We start from the raw sequence: 20,648 nt of genomic DNA, 5'->3' as shown, positions 1-20,648 counted from the left end.
AAAGATACCAAAACCATCCCGCTTTTAAGATAAAGGCTGTAATAACCAGTGCTGTTGCGTGCCTATCTTGCTTTAGTAGGCAGATATTTATTACTTTAGTTTATTAAACCTGCTGTGATTTATGAAAAAGCTTTTACTGTTGGCATTTGTGCTTTGTATCTTTACCTATGCACACGCACAACAAAAATTTAACGGCCTGGATGCCGGCATGGGCAATATTTACCGAACGTCTGACGCGGTAAGCCGCTCTATCAGCCCCGAAAACTTCAATGGCGAAAAAGGCAAAGGCGGCATGGCCACCACGGGGACCGGCGCGGGCGCCTCGCGAGACCTGGGCCAAACCTGGAAAGTAAGCCCAAGCGTCGTCATCAAAAAACACACTACCTACACCATTGCCGAAATTAACGGCGAGGGTGCCATACAGCATATCTGGATGACGCCTACCGGCAATTGGCGCAACGCTATTATCCGCTTTTATTGGGATGATGAGGCAACACCCTCGGTAGAGAGCCCCGTTGGCGATTTCTTTTGTATGGGCTGGGGTAAATACGCGCCGGTAACTTCGCTGGCAGTGGTGGTAAACCCGGGCAGCGCGTTTAACTGCTACTGGCCAATGCCGTTCCGTAAAAAGTGCCGCATCACCATGGAGAATATTGATGACGAAGATATGGTGCTGTATTACCAGGTAGATTATACGCTTACTAAGGTGCCGGATGATGCCGCCTATTTCCACGCACAGTTTCGCCGAATAAACCCGCTGCCGTACAAAAAGGACTATGTATTGGTTGATAGTATACGAGGCAAGGGCCAGTATGTGGGCACTTACCTGGCCTATGGCTCTAATAAAAACGGCTGGTGGGGCGAGGGAGAGATAAAGTTTTTTATGGATGGCGATACCAAATTCCCAACTATTATCGGCACCGGGACTGAAGATTATTTTTGTGGATCGTATAATTTTGAAACCCGAAAAAAGAACGCGGATGGCAGCGAAACCCGTAACTATACCGAGTTTAGCGGCCCCTACACCGGCCTGCCGCAGGTGATACGCGGAGATGGCTTATACAATGTGGCCCAACGCTTTGGCATGTACAGGTGGCATATTACCGACCCAATCCGTTTCGAGAAAAACCTGAAAGTGACCATACAGGCACTGGGCTGGAAAAGTGGGGGCAGGTATATGCCTTTGCAGGATGATATTGCATCGGTAGTGTTTTGGTACCAGCAGGGCCAGCACGGGCCGTTCCCCAAATTGCCCGCTAAAGATGAGCTGGAAGTAAATTAAAACATTTATATTCAGCCCACCAATTGTCAAACAAAAATTTAACTGATACATGTCAAAAGACAAAAGCTTAGCGGCCGTAGCGCTTATCACCTCCCTGTTTTTTATCTGGGGATTTGCCCTTAACCTTAACCCCATCCTGATCCCGCACCTGAAAAAAGCCTGCCAGTTGACAGATTTCCAATCATCACTGATAGATTCTGCATCGTACATCGCTTACTTTTTGTTGCCTATCCCGGCAGCGCAGTTCATGAAAAAGTATGGATATAAAGGCGGTATCATATTTGGTCTGCTGTTGTTTTCGGTAGGGGCGATGTTATTTTACCCGGCAGCCGCGGTGCGTAACTACGCGTTCTTTTTAGGCGCCTTATTCGTAGTTTTCTCGGGGATGGCGTTTTTAGAAACAGCTGCAAACCCGCTCATAACTCTCATTGGCGACCCCAAAAGTTCGACCATACGCATTAACCTGGCACAAACTTTTAACGGTATGGCCGCGGCGTTTGCGCCATATATCGGGGGGACGTTCATCCTATCGGGAACTGTTTTAACAGCTGCTCAGGAAAAGGCCATGCCACCGGCCAAACTCGAATCATACTTAAACCACGAAGCTTCATCGGTACAATTGCCGTTCGTTATCATCAGCATAGTGGTGTTACTGGTTGCCATTTTGGTATGGCGTACCACGTTCCCAACCATTAAAGAAGAATCCGCTGACTTAAAAGAAATTGAAAACAAACCATTGTTTGGCAGGATAGCCGCGCTAACCAAAAATAAGCACTTAATGTCGGGCGTATTGGCCGAATTTTTCTACGTGGGCGGACAAGCCTGTGTAACTAGTTTCTTTATCCGTTACAGCGAGCATGTGGGCGGTTTCGGCGAGCACCGCGCTGCAACGTTACTAAGTATTGCATTATTACTATTTATGTTAGGCAGGCTCTCGGGCACGGCTTTGATGCTTGTATTTAACCCCGTTAAGCTTTTGGTAACCTATGCTATTATCAACATCGGGCTTATCGCAGTTGCTGTTACGTTGCATGGCGCAGATGTTGTTTATGTGCTGATGGCGGTGCTGTTCTTCATGTCAATCATGTTCCCAACCATATTCTCATTAACCATAAAAGACTTAGGCCCACAAACAAAGCTCGGGTCATCTTTAGTAATTATGGGGATAGTAGGTGGCGCGGTATTGCCGCCAATAATGGGCCGCATATCTGATGCATCAAACATTCAGGTTGCCTACGTCGTACCCGGCGTTTGTTTCGCCATGATCCTTTGGTTCGCCCTCCGAAATTTGAAGGTGAAGAAGGTGGAGATGGTGCAGGGGCATTAATATGAGTTGTTGCCGGCCCGAGCTGAAAATTAAAAACCACGTCATTGCGAGGTACGAAGCAATCTCTTCAGGACAATTATACAACAAGCATTAAATATGGTTATGCAACGAGGTGGTTGTGTGTACATCGTGACCAACAAACAACATGCTGTTTTCTACACAGGAGTTACTTCTGATTTAATTAGTCGTGTTTGGGATCATCAAAACAAACTTATCCTAAAAGTTTTACTGCCAGGTATAATTGTGGTAAGTTGGTTTATTATTGTTTCTATTCGCACATAGAAGAGGCAATCGCTGCCGAGAAGTTAATCAAAGGAGGTAGCAGGCAAAGTAAGATCGGTCTGATAGTTTCTGTAAATTCGGAATGGAGGGATTTGTATGATGATTTGCTCAATGACAATTGGCTTACGGGAATGTCCTAAAGAGATTGCTTCGTACCTCGCAATGACGCCGGATTTAATGGCGCAATGACTGACCAGTAGACGACCTCCCTACAAAACCCCTTTCATCACTTCCCAAACGTTACTTGCCAGGATCTTAGCGCCGGCGGCAGTAGGGTGGATGCCATCTTTTTGGTTTAGGGAGCGTACACCGCCAACGCCCTGCAGCAGGAATGGAACCAGCGCCATGTTGTTTTTGGTAGCCAGTTTAGGGAACATTTCTTTAAAATCCGTTACATAAGTGGCACCCATATTTGGCGGTACCTGCATGCCCAGCATCACCAGTTTGGCTTTTGGGTATTTCGCTTTTAAATGGTCGATAATGGTTTGCAGGTTTTGCTCGGTTTCTTTTACCGGAATGCCGCGCAGGCCGTCGTTGGCGCCAAGTTCGAGCACAAACACGTCTATGTGCTGTTTCAGGAGCCAGTCAATCCGGCCTTTGCCCCCGGCAGATGTTTCGCCGCTTAAGCCGCCGTTGATGATGGTATATGGCAGTTTTGCCGAATCTATTTTGGTTTGCAGCACACTCGGGTAAGATTCAGACGGATCATCCAAACCATACCCGGCGCTTAAGCTATCGCCAAAAACTAAAATGCTTTTGGTGGATGGATCGGCGGCGGCTGTTGTAGTGGTATCCCCAGCGGTAGCATCTGTTGTTGTTGGTTTGCTGCCACAACTTGCGAGAGTGATAGTTAACGCAAGTGCCGAAGCTATTTTAAGTTTAGTAAGCATGGTTCAATTTTTATGAGTTCGACCGCAAAATTTCAAGCGGTGGTTTGTTAAGGATGCCGCGACTGTTTAACAAGCCTATAATAACTGTTAACAAAGTAATGATAAAAAAGATGGCTACCACCGGTAACAAGTTAACGGTGTAAGGCATATCAAAAGTGTATTTAGCCAAAAGCCAGCTGCCACCAATAGCGATGACTATGCCGGTTAAGGCTGATAACGCGCCAAGAAAAAGATACTCTAAAGCGGTAATGGCAAAGATTTGTTTACGGCTGCCGCCAAGGGTGCGTAATAAAACGCTTTCCTGAATGCGCTGGTATTTGCTGATGCGGACCGACGAGATCAATACGATGATACCTGTGATGATGCTAAACCCACTCATGAATTTAATAACGTAGCCAATTTTGCCAAGCAATTCGTCCAATACGTTCAAGATCAGCCCGAGGTCGATAATGGAAACGTTGGGAAATTGCTTTACCACCGCTTGCTGGTATTTGGCAGATACGGTGTTGTTGGGTACGTGGGTGAGCAACACGTGGATCTGCGGGGCATCTTCCAAAACCCCGGTAGGGAACACCACCTGGAAGTTTGTGGATACTTTGTTCCAGTTTACCTTGCGGATGCTGCTGATATAGGTATTCATCATAACGCCCTGCACGTTAAACACCAGTTTATCGCCAACTTTGGCGTTGATGCGCTGTGCGAAGCGCTCCTCCGCAGATACGGGGATGTCTTTACCTGGCTCGGCCTTTGCTTCCCATTTACCCGAGGTTATTTTTTCTGAATTGGTGATGGAATCCCGATAAGTAATGCGGTATTCATAAGCATAAGCCCTTTCGGCAATGTGCAGGGTACTGTCTTTTTTAGCATCAGCCGCGGTTTTGCCGTTCACTTTTTCCAGCCTCATGGTAATGATGGGTACTTGCGATAATACAGGCAACCCTTGTTTGCGGGTAAGATCGGCAACGGCTTTTTGCTGCGCGGTTTGGATATCAAACAGTATCATGTTGGATTGATTGTCGCCGGTAGATAGCGTAACCTGCCCTATGAGCAATTGCTGAATAAGAAATAACGTAGCAATAAACGCGGTGCTTAGCCCAATAGAAACCGTGAGGATGATAGTTTGGTTGTTTGGCCTATACAGGTTGGCAAAACCTTGTCGCCAGATGTAACTCCAACTGCTCATGACCAGCACCCTGGTAAACCTGATGAGCAGCCATGCAATAGCCGTCAATATCAAAAACGCTACGGCAATGCCGATGGTGAAGGATATCGCGCCCATCCAATCGCCAATTTGCAGGTAGGCAAATGAGGTGATAAACAACAACACCAAAATATAAACCAACCAGCGAAAAGGGTCGCGGATGGTAGTGGTATCATCAAAGGAAAGCCTTAAAGTATTTAGCGGAGAGATATTACGGATAGAGATGAGCGGCAGCAAAGCGAAAAGTATCGAGATGATCAATCCCAGTAAAACACCCTGCCCAATAGCCAGCCACGAAATGCTTACCGATATGGTGATCGGCAAAAAATCTTTTAGTACCAATGGCAGCAGGTGTTGAATAGCTGTACCCAGTATAGCCCCGGCTACCGAGCCGATAAGCCCGATGCCCGTGATCTGGATCAAATAAATTAAAAATGCCTCTGATGCTTTAACACCCATGCAACGCATAATGGCGATTGACCGGATCTTCTCGCGGATGTAGATGTTGATGGCGCTTGCCACGCCCACACAGCCCAGCAGCAAGGCAATAAAACCAACCAATGATAAGAACCTCGACAAATCGGCAAACGAGCGGCTGGTGCCTTCTTTTTTGCCTTCAACAGTGTCGTAATTAAACCCGGCCTTATCCAGTTGGGTTTCCATGCCCTTGGCCAGTTTTTCTACATCGGTTTTTTTATCGAATTTATAATAGTAGCTATAGTTGATGCGGCTGCCGACGGTTATAAGCCCGGTTTTTTCCAGGTACTGCATCGGGATATAAACCAGCGGCGCAACACTTGCCGCGATGCCCGTTTGGCCCGGCGCTTTATTAAGCACCCCTGCAATGGCAAAGGTTTCGTTACCTACACTTACTGAATCGCCGACTTTGGCGTTAAATTGCAGCATCAGGGTTTTATCAACCAAAGCATATTGGCCGGTTTTAAATGCGCGGCCTGCCTGTACAGGGGTGGTTTCAAGCTCGCCGTAGTAGGGGAAATTGCCTTCTAAAGCCTTTACCTGCACCAACCGTGTCGAAAATGTTTTCCGGAACAGCACCATCGATGGGAAACTGCGTTCCTGCGAGCGGTCGTCGCCCAGTTTATCTAATACTTTTTGCAGTTTTTCGTCGGGTTCTTTATTGCCGCTGATGGTCAGATCGGCTCCAATAAGGGTAGCCGCCTGCTGGTTAATATCATTCTGGATATTGTACCTGAACGAGTAGATGGCCACCAAAGCCGCTATCCCAAACACTATAGACGAGATAAACAGCAACAGGCGCGAGCGGTTGCGGCGGCTATCGCGCAGGGCCATTTTAAACAGCCAGGCAAAGTTTATCTTTCTTTTAAAATTTACGTTGTCCATGGGTGCGTTATTCATTACCGGTTTTATCATCGGCAACCAATTTGCCACCCTTAATTTTGATGATACGCTGTGTTTTGGCGGCCAGTTCCAGGTCGTGCGTTACCAAAACAAGGGTTGTGCCTGCCTCGCGGTTAAGGTCGAAGATGAGTTTTACCACCTTCTCACTTGTTTCGGCATCCAGGTTCCCGGTAGGTTCATCGGCAAATAAGATCTTCGGCGAATTAGAGAACGCTCTTGCCAGCGATACTCTTTGTTGTTCGCCGCCTGATAGTTGGGCAGGGTAGTGGTGGCCGCGGTCGGCAAGGCCAACCTTATCCAGCAGGTCAAGCGAACGTGCTTTGATGTTTTTTTCACCACGCAGCTCAAGCGGTACCATTACGTTTTCTAAAGCGGTAAGCGTCGGCAGCAATTGAAAATTTTGGAAGATGAAGCCCACGTACTGGTTACGTACCTGCGCGCGTTTATCTTCGCTAAGGTTGGTAAAGCTGATGCCGCTTAGTTCAACAATACCACTTGTGGCGCTATCCAGCCCCGCGCAAAGGCCAAGCAGAGTAGTTTTTCCACTGCCCGACGGGCCAACAATTGCATTGGTAGAACCCGCGCCGATGCTAAAGTTGATATTATCTAAAACTGTTAATTCGCGCCCGGCGCTTTTATAAGTTTTGTTTAAGTTTGATATGTTTAATATGGTTTCCAAAGTTGGTGCTGTATTTATTTGAATTGATTAAATAACAAAGAATAATTTATAACGGATGCTTGTTAAGTGTTTACTTACACAAGCATTACATTAGTTTAGTGTTTTTAAAATGCCGAATATTATTTACACTTGTAGAATAACACACACGCATGCAACAATATCCCGGGCAGCAACGCATTTTAGCAGCTGTCGACTGTATTATATTTGGTTTTGATGGCTGGAACATTAAATTGTTACTGGTAGAACGCGATCTTGACCCGGAAAAAGGAAAATGGAGTTTAATGGGCGGTTTTATCCATCCGTCAGAAAGCCCCGAAGACGCTGCCAATCGCGTGTTAGAAGAGCGCACCGGTTTAAAAAATGTGTACATGGACCAGTTCCGTGTGTTTGGCAAACCAGACCGCGACCCGGTAGAGCGTACGTTATCTGTAGCCTATTTCGCGTTGATAGATATTCAGAAATACGAAAAACAACTTACCAATGCCAACCACCCAGAGTGGTTTTTGCTTGATGAAATGCCCGACCTGGTGTTTGACCATGCCGAAATGGTAGCGATAGCTAAAAAGCAATTGCGTTATAAGGCTGCATTGCACCCAATACTTTTCCAGTTACTGCCAGAGCGTTTCACTATCCCGCAGCTACAGTCGCTATATGAAGGTGTTTACCAAACAGAGTTTGACGACCGTAACTTTAGCCGCAAATTGCTATCAACCGGGTTGCTTATAAAACTTGCCGAAAAGGATAAGCAATCATCAAAAAAGGGGGCTTTCTATTATCAGTTGGATCAATCTAACTACGAGAAAAAGTTTGAGAAGTTCCTTAACCTGGTGCCAAACCCCGACAAATTCTTTTAAGCAACAGTTTCCTAACAGCCTTTTTACAAAAGATAACACGCAGATTTATTTAGGTTTACAATAAAACTGCTTACATTTAATGCACCCGTTTGGGTTTATTATAAACCGGTTATTAAATTGGATAGGGAAAAGGGATTTCGTGTTTTAATAACGCTGGCGTTGCTTTGCTGCAGTTACTTATCTTTTGCCCAGAGCACATCGAGCCAGGGTAAGGAGTTTTGGACGGCATACATGTCACATTCGGAAGATTTCGGGATAAGTACAATGGTACTTTACATTACGGCCGATGAAGCAACCACTGTAAAAGTCGAGATAGCAAACGGCAGTTTCCCGGCTATCATCAGGGACGTTTTACCCAACCAGGTAACCGAAATAGAAGTACCCCACAACGAAGCATTTATTCAAAACCAAGGTAAGACCCTTCAGGGCATCCATATAACATCAGCAAAAAAGATCGCTATTTTTGCGCATATATATGCCAATGCCGTATCTGGCGCAACGCTGTTATTGCCTGTGGCTGTATTGGGCAAAAGTTATTACTCATTAAATTATACACAGCGTTCAAATGCCCAGGTAAACACTTTTTCTACTTTTATGGTAATAGGTACAGAGGATAACACCACCGTAGAAATTACCCCATCAGCTGAATTGGTTGACCGAAAGCCCGCCGGCTTACCGTTTACAATATCGCTAAATAAGGGTGAGGTATATCAGGGTTTGGCCTTTAACGATCTTACCGGTACTAAAATTATAAGTAAAAGTGCCGGTACGCAGGTGTGTAAAAAGATAGCGGTATTCTCTGGCAGTACAAAAATATTTATAGGTTGCGATGATAACAACAAAACCTCAGACAATCTTTTTCAGCAGGTGTATCCAACAGCCTCGTGGGGTAAAAACTACATAACGGTTCCGCTTAAAAGCCGTAATTACGATATATTCCGGGTGGTTTTAAGTGAGCCCAACACTGTGATTACAGTTAATGGTAGGGTGATACCCCAGGGTAACATCCAAAGCAATAATGTTTATGAATTTTCATCGGATGTAACCAATATTATTAAAGCTGATAAGCCCATACAGGTTGTCCAATATGCTGTTACGCAAGGCAAAACGTTGTCCGCAGGCTGTGAGTTTGATGCCCGCGATATAGGCGACCCGGAGATGATCTACCTAAATCCTATTGAACAAACTATTAATCATGTAACCCTATATTCAACCTTTCACGAAAAGATACTTAAGCATTTTATAAACGTGGTGATACGGTCGGATAAATCGTCGACGTTTAAGCTGGACGGCCAGCCTTACACGGCGTTTGTGGAGATACTGAATGGTGCGGGATACGCCTACGCGCAGATCCCCGTTGGCGAAGGTACGCATACGCTAAGCGCCGACGATGGCTTTAACGCGATAGCTTATGGCTTTGGGCAAAAGGAGTCGTACGGTTACTCGGCAGGTACCAATCTTAAAAACCTTAACGAATATGTACAATTTAATAACCTGCAAACAAGCAGTACCCAACTAAATGGCTGCACGGGCGAACGATATAAATTGCAGCTCGTGCTCCCATACATTACAACACATATTGATTGGAACTTTAACGATGGCTCGCCGGTGAAGCCGGATAATAACCCGGTTGCCACAGCTTTTGTAAAAGACGGTACAACACTGTACCGTTATGAATATCCAAGCCCTTTGCCTCCCTTTACAAAAGGCAGTTATACCTACACCGCTACGGTTATCAACCCTTCGCCGGTTGATGATTGCGGCGCCTCTAAAGATATCGACTTCGATTTTACCATATCAGATTTTGCGCAAACCAAATTCTCTCCCCCGGATAATGCCTGCAGCGCCACAGAGGTCACGATACAGGATCAATCTGTTGTAGACCCAACCACCGTGGACCAAATCAAAGTCTGGTGGGATTACGGCAATCATCCCGAGTTATTTGAAACGTACAGCCGTGCAGAACTTCACGCAGATAAAAACTACCATCATACGTATGATTATTCAGTAACATCAACCAATTACACTGTAAAAATGGTTGTATACACCGGCGAGGGGGCTGTATGCGAGAATGGTTATGAGAGAGTGGTTACTATAAAAGGAAGCCCTAAGGTATCAATGACGCAAATAAGCCCAATGTGCCAGGATGCCGGTAAAGTGCAGATCATAAAAGATGACCATGGTTTTGTTGGCGCCGGCCCGGGCACATTTAGCGGGCCGGGTGTTAATGCCTCAGGTTTGTTTGACCCGGCTGCGGCGGGGCCGGGCACTAAAACCATCACCTACCAATTTGTGGCGGTGAACGGTTGTGATGCGACCGCTACTCAGGATATTGTAGTAAACCCGTTGCCAACCGTTGATATTGCAGAACTTGTGCCTTTGCTTGAGGGAGAAAGTGTTGTACTAAAGCCGGCCGTTACAGGCACCAACCTTGCCTATCAATGGACGCCATCTATCGGGTTGGATGATCCTAATGCCCTTAATCCGGTATGCTCGGCAATTGATGATAAACATTACCGGTTAACGGTTACCACTTTGAATGGTTGTGCTGCTTATGATGAAGTATTTGTAAAAGTGTTGAAAAAACCAATAGTTGTAAATACATTTACCCCTAACGGCGATGGCATAAATGATACCTGGGGAATTAAATATTTAGATACTTACCCCGGAAATACGGTTGACGTGTACAACAGACAGGGAGAAAAGGTATATTCGTCTGTTGGATATGCATCACCCTGGGATGGAAGGTACCATGGTACCGTGTTACCTACAGGCACTTATTACTATATTATAAACCCTAAAAACGGCCGTAAAACCATAGCAGGTAGTGTTACTATATTAAAATAATGTTGAATAAAATTTTACTTTTTACAGCTATATTTTTTTGTTGCACTGGGATAACTTACGGCCAGCAAAAACCACAATACACGCAATATATTTTTAACAACTATCTGCTTAACCCTGCGGTTGCAGGGATCGAAAATTACACTGATGTTAAGTTGGGTTACCGCAGCCAATGGACAGGGCTTGAAGGTGCGCCGACAACGGCTTACTTTACCATAAATGCACCGCTTGGTACCGATTTTACCCGTGGTGATGCCGCATCGTTCCCATCTGGCGGCGATAGCCCATATAGCAGGTTATACACATCGGAGTACCGAGCCGCCGAGCCGCACCATGGTATTGGCTTCATGCTGGTTACCGATAAAGCCGGGCCGATAGATCAAACCAGTATGGCGGCTACCTACGCTTACCATTTGGGCCTTACCGAAAAATTGAACCTTGCGGTAGGTGTATCGGCAGGGTTTAACCACCTGCATTTAAATACATCATTAATTACCTTAGAGAACCAGGACGACCCCGTGCTACGCGATATTAACGCCAACCAATGGAAGCCCGATGCAAGTGTAGGCATTTGGGCATATTCGTCAACCTATTTTGTTGGGGTATCGGCGCAACAGATATTGCCTCAAAACCAATTTATTACTACCGGTAACGGGCAAAATTTGAGCAAAACGGTGCCGCATTACTTTGCAACGGCCGGTTATAAGTTTTACCTGTCTGATGATGTGAGCCTGTTGCCATCGGCCTTAATTAAATTTATACAACCCGCGCCAACCTCGTTCGACTTAAACATGAAGCTATCCTTCCGCGACAGGTTTTGGTTTGGCGGGTCGTACCGTAAGGATGATTCATTTGGGATATTGGCCGGTTTTAACCTAAGCTCGTTCATCAACGTTAGTTATTCTTACGATGCAACCACATCGGCCCTGCGTACCGTAAGTAACGGCTCGCACGAGATCGTTTTAGGCATCATGCTCAACAACCGCTACAAATTAACCAGCCCGCAGCACGGGTGGTAGAGGGAGAGAGTCAAGAAACAAAAGTCAAGAACCAAGAATTAAGAAACAAGAACCAGGAGGTAAGACGCAAAAAACATAAAGCCCTTCAGAATTTCTAAAGGGCTTTTCTATGTCTTAACTCTTGGGTCTAATAGTCTTGACTCTTTTTACAACTCTTTCCTTAGCCTTGCAACCGGGATGTTCATTTGCTCGCGGTATTTGGCTACGGTACGGCGGGCTATATTGTAGCCTGCTTCTTTTAGTATGTCGGTAAGTTTTTCGTCGGCAAGGGGGTGGCGCTTGTCTTCTTTGCCAATGTGCTCTTCCAATATCTTCTTAACCTCTTTGTTCGATACTTCCTCGCCGCTTTCGGTTTGGATAGCCTCGCTAAAGAATGATTTAAGCAGGAATGTACCAAACTCGGTTTGTACATATTTGGAGTTGGCCACGCGAGATACGGTAGATATATCCATACCTATACGGTCGGCAATATCTTTCAGGATCATTGGTTTCAGGTTCTTGTCGTCGCCCGTCAAAAAGAAATCGTATTGGTATTGCATTATAGCGTTCATGGTTTTCAGCAGTGTTTGCTGGCGCTGCTTAATAGCATCAATGAACCATTTAGCCGAATCGAGCTTTTGTTTTACAAATTGTACAGCTTCTTTCAGTTTTTTATCTTTTTGCGATGCCTTATCGTAATGCTGAAACATCTCCTGGTAAGAGCGGCTCACTTTTAGTTCGGGCGCGTTCTTAGAGTTTAGGGTAAGTATCAGTGCTCCATCGTTGTTCTTGATATGAAAATCGGGAATCACCTGCATTTGCTTGGTGCTCACCTCATTACTATCGCCCGGTTTTGGGTTAAGCTTTAATATCTCGTTCACTACGCCACGTAACTCAATCGAGTTTAGGTTGAGCGATTTCTCTAGTTTATCGTAATGCTTGCGGGTAAATTCGTCCAGGTAATTCTCTACCACCAATATCGCTTTGCGAATAATAGGGTCGTTAGGGTCTTTTTTGCGAAGTTGGATCAGCAGGCATTCCTGCAAACTGCGTGCGCCAACACCGGCCGGGTCAAAGCTTTGGATCACTTTAAGCATATCCTCCACTTCTTCATCCTCGGCAATAACATTCTGCGAAAAGGCCAGGTCGTCGGTCAGCGACATAATGGGCCTGCGCAGGTAGCCGTCATCATCCAAACTACCTATAATTTGCTTGCCTATGCTAAAGTCTTTATCAGATACAGGCAGCAGGTCAAGCTGTGCCTGCAGGCTCTCGAAGAAAGAGCTTTGCACCGCGAACGGAACCTCTTTACGTTCGTCCTCGTCGTCGCCATTTTGGTCGTAACGGCTGCCGTAATCATTTACGTTATCGTCCTGTAGGTAATCGTCTATATTAAACTCATCCATCGGGCCCTGGTCTTCGTCGCCGTTATAAGTGTCTTCATCAGGGTCGCGGTCGGGGTATTGTTCTTCGGGTTCACTAACGGTAAGGCTTAAATCTTCAAGGGCGGGGTTCTCTTCCAGTTCTTCTTTAATACGGGTATCTAACGATACGGTAGGCACCTGCAGCAATTTTATAAATTGTATTTGCTGCGGCGATAATTTTTGTAAGAGTTTTTGTTGAAGGTTCTGTTTAAGCATAGTAGTTAACGAGGCCAAAAATACACCAATTACCTTAAAGATTAAAAATTACTTATAAAGGGTGTATTTACGTTCTAAAAATGCTTTTAGGGGAATTTTGTTTGGACATGCAATACAATTATTGCTAACTTTAATTACACACAACAAGATACATTATGGGATTTGTAAAAGAGTTTAAAGAGTTTGCTGTAAAAGGCAATGTGTTAGACCTGGCCGTTGCGGTTGTAATAGGTGCGGCGTTTAGCAGTATCGTTAAATCGTTGGTTGATGATATTATTACCCCCGCGGTTTTAACCCCAGCGTTAAAGGCGGCACATTTGTCTAATTTGAGCCAACTGGTAATACCCGGTACAGCTATTAAGTACGGTAATTTCATATCACAGGTGATATCTTTTATTATTATAGCCTTATCGCTCTTCATTATAATAATGGCTATAAACAGGTTTAAAAAGAAAGAAGAAGTTGCACCAACTGTTGAGCCTGTACCTACCAAAGAAGAAGTTTTACTTGGCGAAATTCGCGATATATTAGCCGCAAAAGCTTAAGGAGATAACGATTCGCCAACTTACATGAAGATCATAGGTGCAAGGACCAATGGGGTGAATCTGTTAAAAAAATACTAACCATGTTTGATATCCTGCGCCAAATAGCCCTTTCGCTCCCCGAAGCAACGGAAGAACCGCACTTCGAGAAAATATCCTTTAGGGTGAAGAAAAAGATATTTGCCACCGCCGTGGCGGGAGAGGGCAGAGCAACAGTCAAACTTTCGGTTACCGACCAGGATGCCTTTTGCCTTTTTGATAGCAGCGTAATTTACCCTGTGCCTAACAAATGGGGTAAACAAGGGTGGACACATATCAACCTCCAAACCGTTAACCAGCCAATGCTCACCGGCATCCTTAAAGCCGCCTATTGCGAAGTGGCCCCAAAGCATTTGGCTGCACTGGTTAATTTAGACGAAGAGTAAAACGATCTTCCTCCGGACAAGTTCTCACCATGAACCATGAACCATGAACCATGAACCATGAACCATGAACCATGAACCATGAACTTACTTAGAACGTCTTCGCCAGCTTTGGGTTGGTTAGTATCACATAATCGCCCAGTTTGGTAAATTTACTCCAGTCGGGGTTGTCGAAGCTGTCATCAGCGTAGGCCTGTATATTTAAGATGCGTACTTCGGGGAGGTATTTCTTTAGCTGTGCCGCTGTACCCAGCTTTTCCTCGCTGTGGAAACCACCATTCACCTGGAATACTTTATAACCCGCGTGTGCCTTCAGGAACTGCGCGATGTTCCATCCCATGGTAGCATCCCATAGGTTTTGCGATTGGTAGATCTTTAAGTTACCCATAGCACTGTGGCCGCCCATTATGGTAACAAATTTTTCGTAATACGGGCCGGTGGCGGTATCTATCGGCAAAGGGGCTAACCAGCCTTTAGCCGCAGGGCTAAGTTTATCCAGGCTGCTTAAGCTGCCGCGGGTAACCATATTGGTGTAACGGGTAGGGGCGTTAGCTGCCACCACTGGGATGTGTGCCGCTTTCGCCGTTTCTATCATTGGCCGATAGTCTTTATAATTATTCCAGGCGCGGCCTTCGGTAATCAAATTCTTCTCGCGAATCATATCTGCCAGGTACTCGTTAAGCACGGTTTGGCAATCCGTTTGGAACATTTCCATTGATAAACCCGCCTTGCCCGGATATTTATCTGCAATTTTTTTAAAAAGGAGGCTCTCCAGGTAATGGCCTGTGCTGTCGTTGTGCTCTTCACCAAAAAATAATACGTCGGCTTTGTCAAGGTCGGCAATTAACTCGTCGGCAGTTGCTAAGCGCTGTTTAGCAGTACTATATATTTTGTAATTTTGCGCCATTGGGTCCTGGCAAAAGGCAATTGCTGGGAGTAAAAACAAGAGTAAAGCGGCCGTAGGTTTCATAGCGCGGTTAGGTATGTTAATAAGTTGATAAATATCGACAATCAAAATACAACATTACTATTTGAAAAAACTAAAAAAAAGGCTACATTTGCGCTCTTGTTTTTAAAAGGACGATAAGAATAATAGAATAATATATCATGAAAAGAACGTTTCAGCCCTCACAAAGGAAAAGAAGAAATAAACACGGTTTCCGTGAGCGTATGTCAACTGCTAACGGCAGAAGGATATTGGCAGCAAGAAGAGCTAAAGGCAGAAGAAAATTAAGTGTTTCTGACGAACGCAGCCACAAAGCATAATTCTGGTTGTTAAACTCCTTGTAAAAGGGGCCGAACCGCTTGTGTAAACATATTTTCGGTTCAGCATCAACAACTATGTACACTTTTAAAAAAGAAGAACGGTTATGTAATAAAAAGCTTATAGACGGGCTTTTTCATAACGGTTCTTCTTTTTTATGTTACCCTTTCAGGGCTTCCTGGGCGCTTACAAGCAGTGAGCAGCAATTCCCCGTGCAGATTGTATTTTCTGTTGCCAAGAAGCGTTACAAACGCGCGGTAGACCGTAACCTGGTTAAACGCCGCATGCGTGAGGCATACCGCCTTAATAAACAATCCCTGCTTTACGATGTGCTGAACACGGCCGAAAAAAAGCTTGTGCTCTCTATAAGCTATATTGGTAAAGAAATTTCCACCTCCGATCTTTTTGAAAAGAAAATGATAAAGCTGTTGAACCAGCTTGCAGGGGAGGCTATTAAATGAAGTTTTTGTGGGATATCAATAAGATGATCTTTAGCGCACTGTTTTTACTGCTGATAAAGATATACCAGTACCTTATTTCGCCCATATTACCCAGCGCTTGCCGGTACACACCTACCTGTTCGCAATATGGGGTAGAGGCTATAAAAAAGCATGGCCCATTTAAAGGCGGCTGGTTAACACTAAAACGAATTGCCCGCTGCAACCCCTGGGGCGGCCATGGGCACGACCCGGTACCTGATTGATAAGCTAAAATTCAAAAGTAAAAAGTCAAAAACCTTGCATTGGGTTAGTCTTTCATTTTTGAATTTTGGATTTTTACTTTTGACTTGAAATGATATTACAGATAGAAACAGCAACAACATCATGCTCGGTAGCTTTGGCTAACAAGGGACGGGTATTGGCCTTTAAGGAGATGAATCAACGTAACATCCACGCCGAGGTTATTACTGTTTATATAGATGAGATATTGGCGGCAAGCAAAGTTACCTATGCCGATCTGGATGCTGTTGCCGTAAGCTGCGGACCAGGTTCATATACCGGGCTGCGTATTGGTGTATCAACTGCAAAAGGTTTGTGCTTTGCTTTGGATAAACCGTTAATTTCTGTTGAAACTTTAGCAGCCATGGCTACAGGTGTGGTAGCTGATAACAATATCGGGAGCGATGTGCTTTTATGCCCTATGATAGACGCGCGCCGTATGGAAGTTTATACCGCGATATTTAACCAGGCGGGAGAGGTTGTAAAATCTACTGCTGCCGAGATCATCGATGCCAATAGCTTTGCTGAGATAATTGCCGCAAATAAAGTGTTGTTTTTTGGCGATGGCGCAGATAAATGTAAAGATACGCTTGGCAATAACCCTAACGCGCAATTTTTGTCAAACTTTGCTAACTCTGCAAACCACCTTACCCAAATTGCTTTAAATAAATTTAACCGTGCCGATTTTGTGGATGTAGCTTATTTTGAGCCCTACTACTTAAAAGATTTTATTGCCGGTAAAAAAGCAGGGGCTTAGGTTCCGTCGTCGTCATTATGGTGGAATATGCTATTCCAGATCCTTTTAATCAATCCGGGTTTTTCGCCCAGTGGTATAAAGTTCGCATTTGTAGGGTGCTCAATCACATTGCCAAATTTAAGCGAGAAGCCCAAGAAAAAATCGGCTCCGGAAAACGAGGAATTTTTATTTATCGCCGCGGTGCTTTTACTCACACCTGCCCTGAATAAGTTGGCCGATTCAATCACCCTGTCGCTGCCCATATAAAATTCTACGTTAGGCGCTTTTACCATAAACTGCAGCCCCGCATTAAACAAACCGAAATTATTATAAGACGTAGTTAGCGTACCAACCAGGTTGTTATATTGGAACGGATTGACCAGGGCTGCCGTGTAACCATCGTAAAAAACCTCTTTTTGTACAATGATGGTTGGCGAATACTTAAACTTCCGGTCGTAATCAAACCAATAAGATTTGTTGGCGCTTACTTCTATCTTTCCATTTGTTGGGGTAACAAACGAGCCCTTTTTATCGCCGGAACGAATGATGAGGAAAGTATTGGCATACAAGTTATCTTCCCTGCGGGTACCGGTTATGTTTTTAATAGTACGGGTGGTATTAAAGTTACTGGTGATAGATTGATTGTACCAGTGTATAAAACCAATATCTTTTACGTTAAATTGTATGGTAAAATTATCGCGCGTGCGGATGGTAGATCCAAGGCTTATGGATGCACCCGGGCTCCTGAATGATGGCAGAAGGTCATGCGCGGTAAACTCGTCCGGTGTAAAGTTTATGCGGTAACGGCCCTGAAGGCTAAGGTCGGCAACATCGTTGGCCTTGTCAAAAACGATATTAGATTGATTTATTTGCAGCTGTTGGTATTGAATCCCTAATAAAGCGCTTAACTTAACACCAAATGCAAAGGTTTTGCTTACCTGTTCGCGGTAGGTTGCGCTAAATTGGTGGTAGCTTTGGTAGGTGTAACTATTGTTAAATAAATTGGGGTATGGCACATTGCTTGTAAACGGGGCGGCGGTGTTTAGTAATAATAGTGATTCGTCGGTAAATATACCGCGGCCATCAGCCCTTGTTTGTACCGAAAAACCCACCTCCTGGTTCCCATCTAAACTCCTGAATGATTTAAACATTAAAGCGTAAACGTTTGCACTTACATTAGCCCTGCTAAATCTGTTTTCGCCCAGGGTTAATCCCGTAGCGAAATACTTTCCTTTAAAAGCGCGGTTTTTTAATGGCCCTTGTGCGTTGCCGGTTAAATATACGTTGCTGTTAAAATTGGGTATGAGAAAGTTAAACGCGAATTGCCTGCTACTATCCGGAATAAAAGAGGCCCGCGAAGGGTTTTCGAACGAATCGTACAAAGTGCCTGTATTATACTGGGAAAACTGCTGGCCAAAAGATGCAAGGGATATAAATAGGAAAGAAAATACCAGTAAAAAATTCTTCATACACATTCGCAATGCCGGGGTTGTATTTGCTTTGTTTTATAGCCTGATTGACCCCTCGGCTAATAATAGGGTATTTAACGTAAATATGGCGTTTTTGGTTGTGTTTTAATTGTTTTTTTTACTAACCGTGCTATCGGGTAGGTTTTGTAATAGACAAAAATTAGTGTAGAAATTTTTGTCGGTTGCTGCAAACTGATAGGATGCACCGTAAAAATTCCTTATGGATAATGAATTGTTTTTATAAGCAAGATAAAACTCATCTTTTAAACCATCTTTTAATATTTGCTGCGCGTTTTTAAAGTGAATAAAAAAGGCGATGTTGCTTTTTTCGGCCAGTAAATTATCAAATTTAACGTACTCGCCGGTTTTATTCAGGAACTTGCGGTTAAGATAGGTGTCGTTATAACTCTCCAGTTCTTTAGCACTATTTGCCAGTATCAGGTAGTTATCTATAATGCGGAAGTAAGGCTTTTTGAAAGCGTTAAAGGCATCGCCCAATAAAAAGAAAGGTAGTTTGGTATAGTTGAACTGGCCCACATCATCGTTTACCATGCCACTTATATTGGTGATAAAAGGCCTCAGCTTAGAGCCATTCTTAACCGTTACTATCGCGATTTTTTCCTGGTAGCGGGTAGTTACTACAGCAAACTCGTTACCCAGTAGGTTTGCAAATTCGGAATTTAAGTTGATACCCGTTTCGGTTTTGACCTTCCCAAATAGCGCATCCCTTTCCTTTTGTAGCCCTGCTTTATTTTGAAACTCGGACAGGTCGGCGGCGAACCTGGCAGGATCTGATACGGCCAGGTTTGTGGCATAGGCTGTGGTAGCCGGGTAAAGGTCTTTCAATTGGTTAACAACCGGTTGCTGGTTGGTAAACACATTTAAGTAGGTGCCCGGCTTTTGGGTTTCAATATTTGTGTAACCGCTAAACATCACGGCATCGTTCTTAAAATTAAGGTTTAATGCGGCCAGGGCAGGCAATAACCTAAAAGGTTTAAAAATATCGGTATTGCTGCTTTTAAAAAGCTCGTTAAACAGCGGCCCAAGGTGCTCATAGTTAATATATAGGTTAGCCAGCGAGTTTGAATTTTGTTGATCGGGCAGCAACATAAAGGCGTGTTTGTCTTTATCAGCAGTATAATTGGCCGCCTGGGTTATCAGGTCTTTAGAAAAACTGCCTGCGTAAATATTGGCATCTGTATTAATAATGTAAAACCGTTTTTTAAGCGCGTTAAAAAAGATATTATACCCGCGCTTTTCGCCAATTTTTAGGGGCGTTATGAGCATTCCGGTTTTTTGCTGTTTGGCAAGCTTATCAAACTCGGTAAGGTCGATATCCTTTGCGGTAGATGCCGTAAGCAGCAGATCTACCTGTGTGCTTTGCGATGGGTGAACTGATACAAACACATTGCGACCGGTAAAAAATAAACTAAGTGCAGCGTTATTGAAAAGTAAATTGCGCACGGTATTCAGGTCGCTTATTTTTTGTTCACCAACAAGATTATTAAGCAGGGTATTGCCGGTATATATATCGTAAAAACTTTTCTCGTTAGTAAATTCAAACACCAGGGCAGCATTATCGGGAATGGTGCGCATAATATTGCCGGCATGCATACCCGATGTGTTTAAGTTTTTAAAATACTTAACGGTTATATATGCCGTTGCGGCAATTAAAATTAAAGTAATAACTATTAGTCGTTTCATTCCGTGTTTGCGTGCGCAAGTTAGGAGTTATTAATTAGTGATTAGATGAATTATCGATTTAGTGATTGGGTTAATTAGTGAGGTAGTGATTGAGTGAATTAGTGAGTTATCAAATCAGACAAAAAATCGCGCAGCGATTTTCACCTTTCACCTTTCACCTTTCACCTTTCACCTTTCACCTTTCACCTTTCACCTTTCACCTTTCACCTTTCACCTTTCACCTTTCACCTTTCACCTTTCACCTTTCACCTTTCACCTTTCACCTTTCACCTTTCACCTTTCACCTTTCACCTTTCACCTTTCACCTTTCACCTTTCACCTTTCACCTTTCACCTTTCACCTTTCACCTTTCACCTTTCACCTTTCACCTTTCACCTTTCACCTTTCACCTTTCACCTTTCACCTTTCACCTTTC

Annotated in this window: 19 protein-coding genes; 12 read left to right on the top strand and 7 right to left on the bottom strand. The window is 44.3% G+C overall.

Annotated elements, in window-relative coordinates:
- The first annotated feature begins 121 nt into the window (after positions 1 to 121).
- The 3 genes from ABIB39_RS22795 to ABIB39_RS22785 all read left to right on the top strand — a co-directional run bounded on the left by ABIB39_RS22795 (position 122) and on the right by ABIB39_RS22785 (position 2,891).
- Positions 122 to 1,282: a glycoside hydrolase family 172 protein gene (locus ABIB39_RS22795; protein WP_354432504.1), complete on the top strand. Its 1,161-nt coding sequence runs from the start codon at positions 122 to 124 to the stop codon at positions 1,280 to 1,282.
- A 49-nt stretch (positions 1,283 to 1,331) separates the two neighbouring features.
- Positions 1,332 to 2,609: an L-fucose:H+ symporter permease gene (gene fucP / locus ABIB39_RS22790; protein ID WP_354432503.1), complete on the top strand. Its 1,278-nt coding sequence runs from the start codon at positions 1,332 to 1,334 to the stop codon at positions 2,607 to 2,609.
- 96 nt (positions 2,610 to 2,705) lie between these two features.
- Positions 2,706 to 2,891: a GIY-YIG nuclease family protein gene (locus ABIB39_RS22785; RefSeq protein WP_354432502.1), complete on the top strand. Its 186-nt coding sequence runs from the start codon at positions 2,706 to 2,708 to the stop codon at positions 2,889 to 2,891.
- A 209-nt stretch (positions 2,892 to 3,100) separates the two neighbouring features.
- Here the strand turns inward: ABIB39_RS22785 and ABIB39_RS22780 are convergent, their stop codons facing one another.
- From ABIB39_RS22780 to ABIB39_RS22770, 3 genes are read right to left on the bottom strand one after another with little or no spacing between them, the layout of a single operon-like run.
- Positions 3,101 to 3,781 (bottom strand): arylesterase, encoded by a 681-nt coding sequence (locus tag ABIB39_RS22780; protein WP_354432501.1) that lies wholly within the window; start codon positions 3,779 to 3,781, stop codon positions 3,101 to 3,103.
- Between the two features lie 10 nt (positions 3,782 to 3,791).
- Positions 3,792 to 6,374, bottom strand: coding sequence for an ABC transporter permease (locus ABIB39_RS22775; protein ID WP_354432500.1), 2,583 nt, complete (start codon positions 6,372 to 6,374; stop codon positions 3,792 to 3,794).
- Entirely contained in the window at positions 6,352 to 7,041 is a 690-nt protein-coding gene (locus tag ABIB39_RS22770) for an ABC transporter ATP-binding protein (protein WP_322231906.1), read from the bottom strand. The genes ABIB39_RS22775 and ABIB39_RS22770 overlap by 23 nt, the downstream gene beginning before the upstream one ends.
- A gap of 149 nt (positions 7,042 to 7,190) precedes the next feature.
- On the opposite strand from ABIB39_RS22770, the gene ABIB39_RS22765 reads away from it, so the two are divergent.
- The 3 genes from ABIB39_RS22765 (at position 7,191) to ABIB39_RS22755 (ending at position 11,758) form a co-directional block, all read left to right on the top strand.
- Entirely contained in the window at positions 7,191 to 7,895 is a 705-nt protein-coding gene (locus ABIB39_RS22765) for an NUDIX hydrolase (RefSeq protein WP_354432499.1), read from the top strand.
- Between the two features lie 117 nt (positions 7,896 to 8,012).
- Positions 8,013 to 10,742: a gliding motility-associated C-terminal domain-containing protein gene (locus ABIB39_RS22760; protein ID WP_354432498.1), complete on the top strand. Its 2,730-nt coding sequence runs from the start codon at positions 8,013 to 8,015 to the stop codon at positions 10,740 to 10,742.
- The gene (locus ABIB39_RS22755; protein ID WP_354432497.1) at positions 10,742 to 11,758 is read left to right on the top strand and encodes a PorP/SprF family type IX secretion system membrane protein; all 1,017 of its coding nucleotides are present in this window, start codon (positions 10,742 to 10,744) and stop codon (positions 11,756 to 11,758) included. Before ABIB39_RS22760 ends, ABIB39_RS22755 begins: the two co-directional genes overlap by 1 nt.
- 146 nt (positions 11,759 to 11,904) lie before the next feature.
- Here the strand turns inward: ABIB39_RS22755 and rpoN are convergent, their stop codons facing one another.
- The gene (rpoN, locus tag ABIB39_RS22750) at positions 11,905 to 13,377 is read right to left on the bottom strand and encodes an RNA polymerase factor sigma-54 (RefSeq protein ID WP_354432496.1); all 1,473 of its coding nucleotides are present in this window, start codon (positions 13,375 to 13,377) and stop codon (positions 11,905 to 11,907) included.
- Positions 13,378 to 13,532: 155 nt separating this feature from the next.
- Between rpoN and mscL the strand changes: the two genes are divergently transcribed.
- Complete coding sequence (gene mscL, locus ABIB39_RS22745) at positions 13,533 to 13,922, top strand: large conductance mechanosensitive channel protein MscL (protein ID WP_354432495.1); 390 nt, start codon at positions 13,533 to 13,535, stop codon at positions 13,920 to 13,922.
- 80 nt (positions 13,923 to 14,002) lie between these two features.
- Positions 14,003 to 14,344 (top strand): MmcQ/YjbR family DNA-binding protein, encoded by a 342-nt coding sequence (locus tag ABIB39_RS22740; RefSeq protein ID WP_354432494.1) that lies wholly within the window; start codon positions 14,003 to 14,005, stop codon positions 14,342 to 14,344.
- 88 nt (positions 14,345 to 14,432) lie between these two features.
- Here ABIB39_RS22740 and ABIB39_RS22735 read toward each other — a convergent pair whose 3' ends face one another.
- The gene (locus ABIB39_RS22735) at positions 14,433 to 15,311 is read right to left on the bottom strand and encodes a ChaN family lipoprotein (RefSeq protein ID WP_354432493.1); all 879 of its coding nucleotides are present in this window, start codon (positions 15,309 to 15,311) and stop codon (positions 14,433 to 14,435) included.
- A 137-nt stretch (positions 15,312 to 15,448) separates the two neighbouring features.
- Between ABIB39_RS22735 and rpmH the strand changes: the two genes are divergently transcribed.
- The 4 genes from rpmH to tsaB all read left to right on the top strand — a co-directional run bounded on the left by rpmH (position 15,449) and on the right by tsaB (position 17,081).
- Positions 15,449 to 15,607: a 50S ribosomal protein L34 gene (rpmH, locus tag ABIB39_RS22730; protein ID WP_299467777.1), complete on the top strand. Its 159-nt coding sequence runs from the start codon at positions 15,449 to 15,451 to the stop codon at positions 15,605 to 15,607.
- 75 nt (positions 15,608 to 15,682) lie between these two features.
- Positions 15,683 to 16,066: a ribonuclease P protein component gene (locus ABIB39_RS22725; protein WP_354432492.1), complete on the top strand. Its 384-nt coding sequence runs from the start codon at positions 15,683 to 15,685 to the stop codon at positions 16,064 to 16,066.
- Positions 16,063 to 16,308 carry a membrane protein insertion efficiency factor YidD gene (gene yidD / locus ABIB39_RS22720; RefSeq protein WP_354432491.1) on the top strand — a complete coding sequence of 82 codons (246 nt, stop codon included), beginning with the start codon at positions 16,063 to 16,065 and terminating at the stop codon, positions 16,306 to 16,308. Before ABIB39_RS22725 ends, yidD begins: the two co-directional genes overlap by 4 nt.
- Positions 16,309 to 16,397: 89 nt before the next feature.
- A complete protein-coding gene (gene tsaB, locus ABIB39_RS22715) occupies positions 16,398 to 17,081 on the top strand; it encodes a tRNA (adenosine(37)-N6)-threonylcarbamoyltransferase complex dimerization subunit type 1 TsaB (protein WP_354432490.1) in 684 nt (227 codons plus the stop codon).
- On the opposite strand, the gene ABIB39_RS22710 is transcribed toward tsaB, so the two are convergent.
- Positions 17,078 to 18,529, bottom strand: coding sequence for a DUF5723 family protein (locus tag ABIB39_RS22710; protein ID WP_354432489.1), 1,452 nt, complete (start codon positions 18,527 to 18,529; stop codon positions 17,078 to 17,080). The genes tsaB and ABIB39_RS22710 overlap by 4 nt on opposite strands.
- A gap of 105 nt (positions 18,530 to 18,634) precedes the next feature.
- Positions 18,635 to 20,233 carry a hypothetical protein gene (locus tag ABIB39_RS22705; protein ID WP_354432488.1) on the bottom strand — a complete coding sequence of 533 codons (1,599 nt, stop codon included), beginning with the start codon at positions 20,231 to 20,233 and terminating at the stop codon, positions 18,635 to 18,637.
- Positions 20,234 to 20,648: the final 415 nt, after the last annotated feature.

The organism is Mucilaginibacter sp. UYP27 (assembly GCF_040547175.1).
In the GTDB taxonomy this organism is placed as follows: domain Bacteria; phylum Bacteroidota; class Bacteroidia; order Sphingobacteriales; family Sphingobacteriaceae; genus Mucilaginibacter.
The sequence above is the reverse complement of the archived record's forward strand: the minus strand, read 5'-3'. Positions and strand labels throughout refer to the sequence as shown.

Bases quoted from the DNA above. Each gene is read 5' to 3' on its own strand.
- ABIB39_RS22795 (WP_354432504.1), top strand. From the start codon at position 122: ATGAAAAAGCTTTTACTGTTGGCATTTGTGCTTTGTATCTTTACCTAT.
- fucP (WP_354432503.1), top strand. From the start codon at position 1,332: ATGTCAAAAGACAAAAGCTTAGCGGCCGTAGCGCTTATCACCTCCCTG.
- ABIB39_RS22785 (WP_354432502.1), top strand. From the start codon at position 2,706: ATGGTTATGCAACGAGGTGGTTGTGTGTACATCGTGACCAACAAACAA.
- ABIB39_RS22780 (WP_354432501.1), bottom strand. From the start codon at position 3,781: ATGCTTACTAAACTTAAAATAGCTTCGGCACTTGCGTTAACTATCACT.
- ABIB39_RS22775 (WP_354432500.1), bottom strand. From the start codon at position 6,374: ATGATAAAACCGGTAATGAATAACGCACCCATGGACAACGTAAATTTT.
- ABIB39_RS22765 (WP_354432499.1), top strand. From the start codon at position 7,191: ATGCAACAATATCCCGGGCAGCAACGCATTTTAGCAGCTGTCGACTGT.
- ABIB39_RS22755 (WP_354432497.1), top strand. From the start codon at position 10,742: ATGTTGAATAAAATTTTACTTTTTACAGCTATATTTTTTTGTTGCACT.
- rpoN (WP_354432496.1), bottom strand. From the start codon at position 13,377: ATGCTTAAACAGAACCTTCAACAAAAACTCTTACAAAAATTATCGCCG.
- mscL (WP_354432495.1), top strand. From the start codon at position 13,533: ATGGGATTTGTAAAAGAGTTTAAAGAGTTTGCTGTAAAAGGCAATGTG.
- ABIB39_RS22740 (WP_354432494.1), top strand. From the start codon at position 14,003: ATGTTTGATATCCTGCGCCAAATAGCCCTTTCGCTCCCCGAAGCAACG.
- ABIB39_RS22735 (WP_354432493.1), bottom strand. From the start codon at position 15,311: ATGAAACCTACGGCCGCTTTACTCTTGTTTTTACTCCCAGCAATTGCC.
- rpmH (WP_299467777.1), top strand. From the start codon at position 15,449: ATGAAAAGAACGTTTCAGCCCTCACAAAGGAAAAGAAGAAATAAACAC.
- ABIB39_RS22725 (WP_354432492.1), top strand. From the start codon at position 15,683: ATGTACACTTTTAAAAAAGAAGAACGGTTATGTAATAAAAAGCTTATA.
- yidD (WP_354432491.1), top strand. From the start codon at position 16,063: ATGAAGTTTTTGTGGGATATCAATAAGATGATCTTTAGCGCACTGTTT.
- tsaB (WP_354432490.1), top strand. From the start codon at position 16,398: ATGATATTACAGATAGAAACAGCAACAACATCATGCTCGGTAGCTTTG.
- ABIB39_RS22710 (WP_354432489.1), bottom strand. From the start codon at position 18,529: ATGAAGAATTTTTTACTGGTATTTTCTTTCCTATTTATATCCCTTGCA.
- ABIB39_RS22705 (WP_354432488.1), bottom strand. From the start codon at position 20,233: ATGAAACGACTAATAGTTATTACTTTAATTTTAATTGCCGCAACGGCA.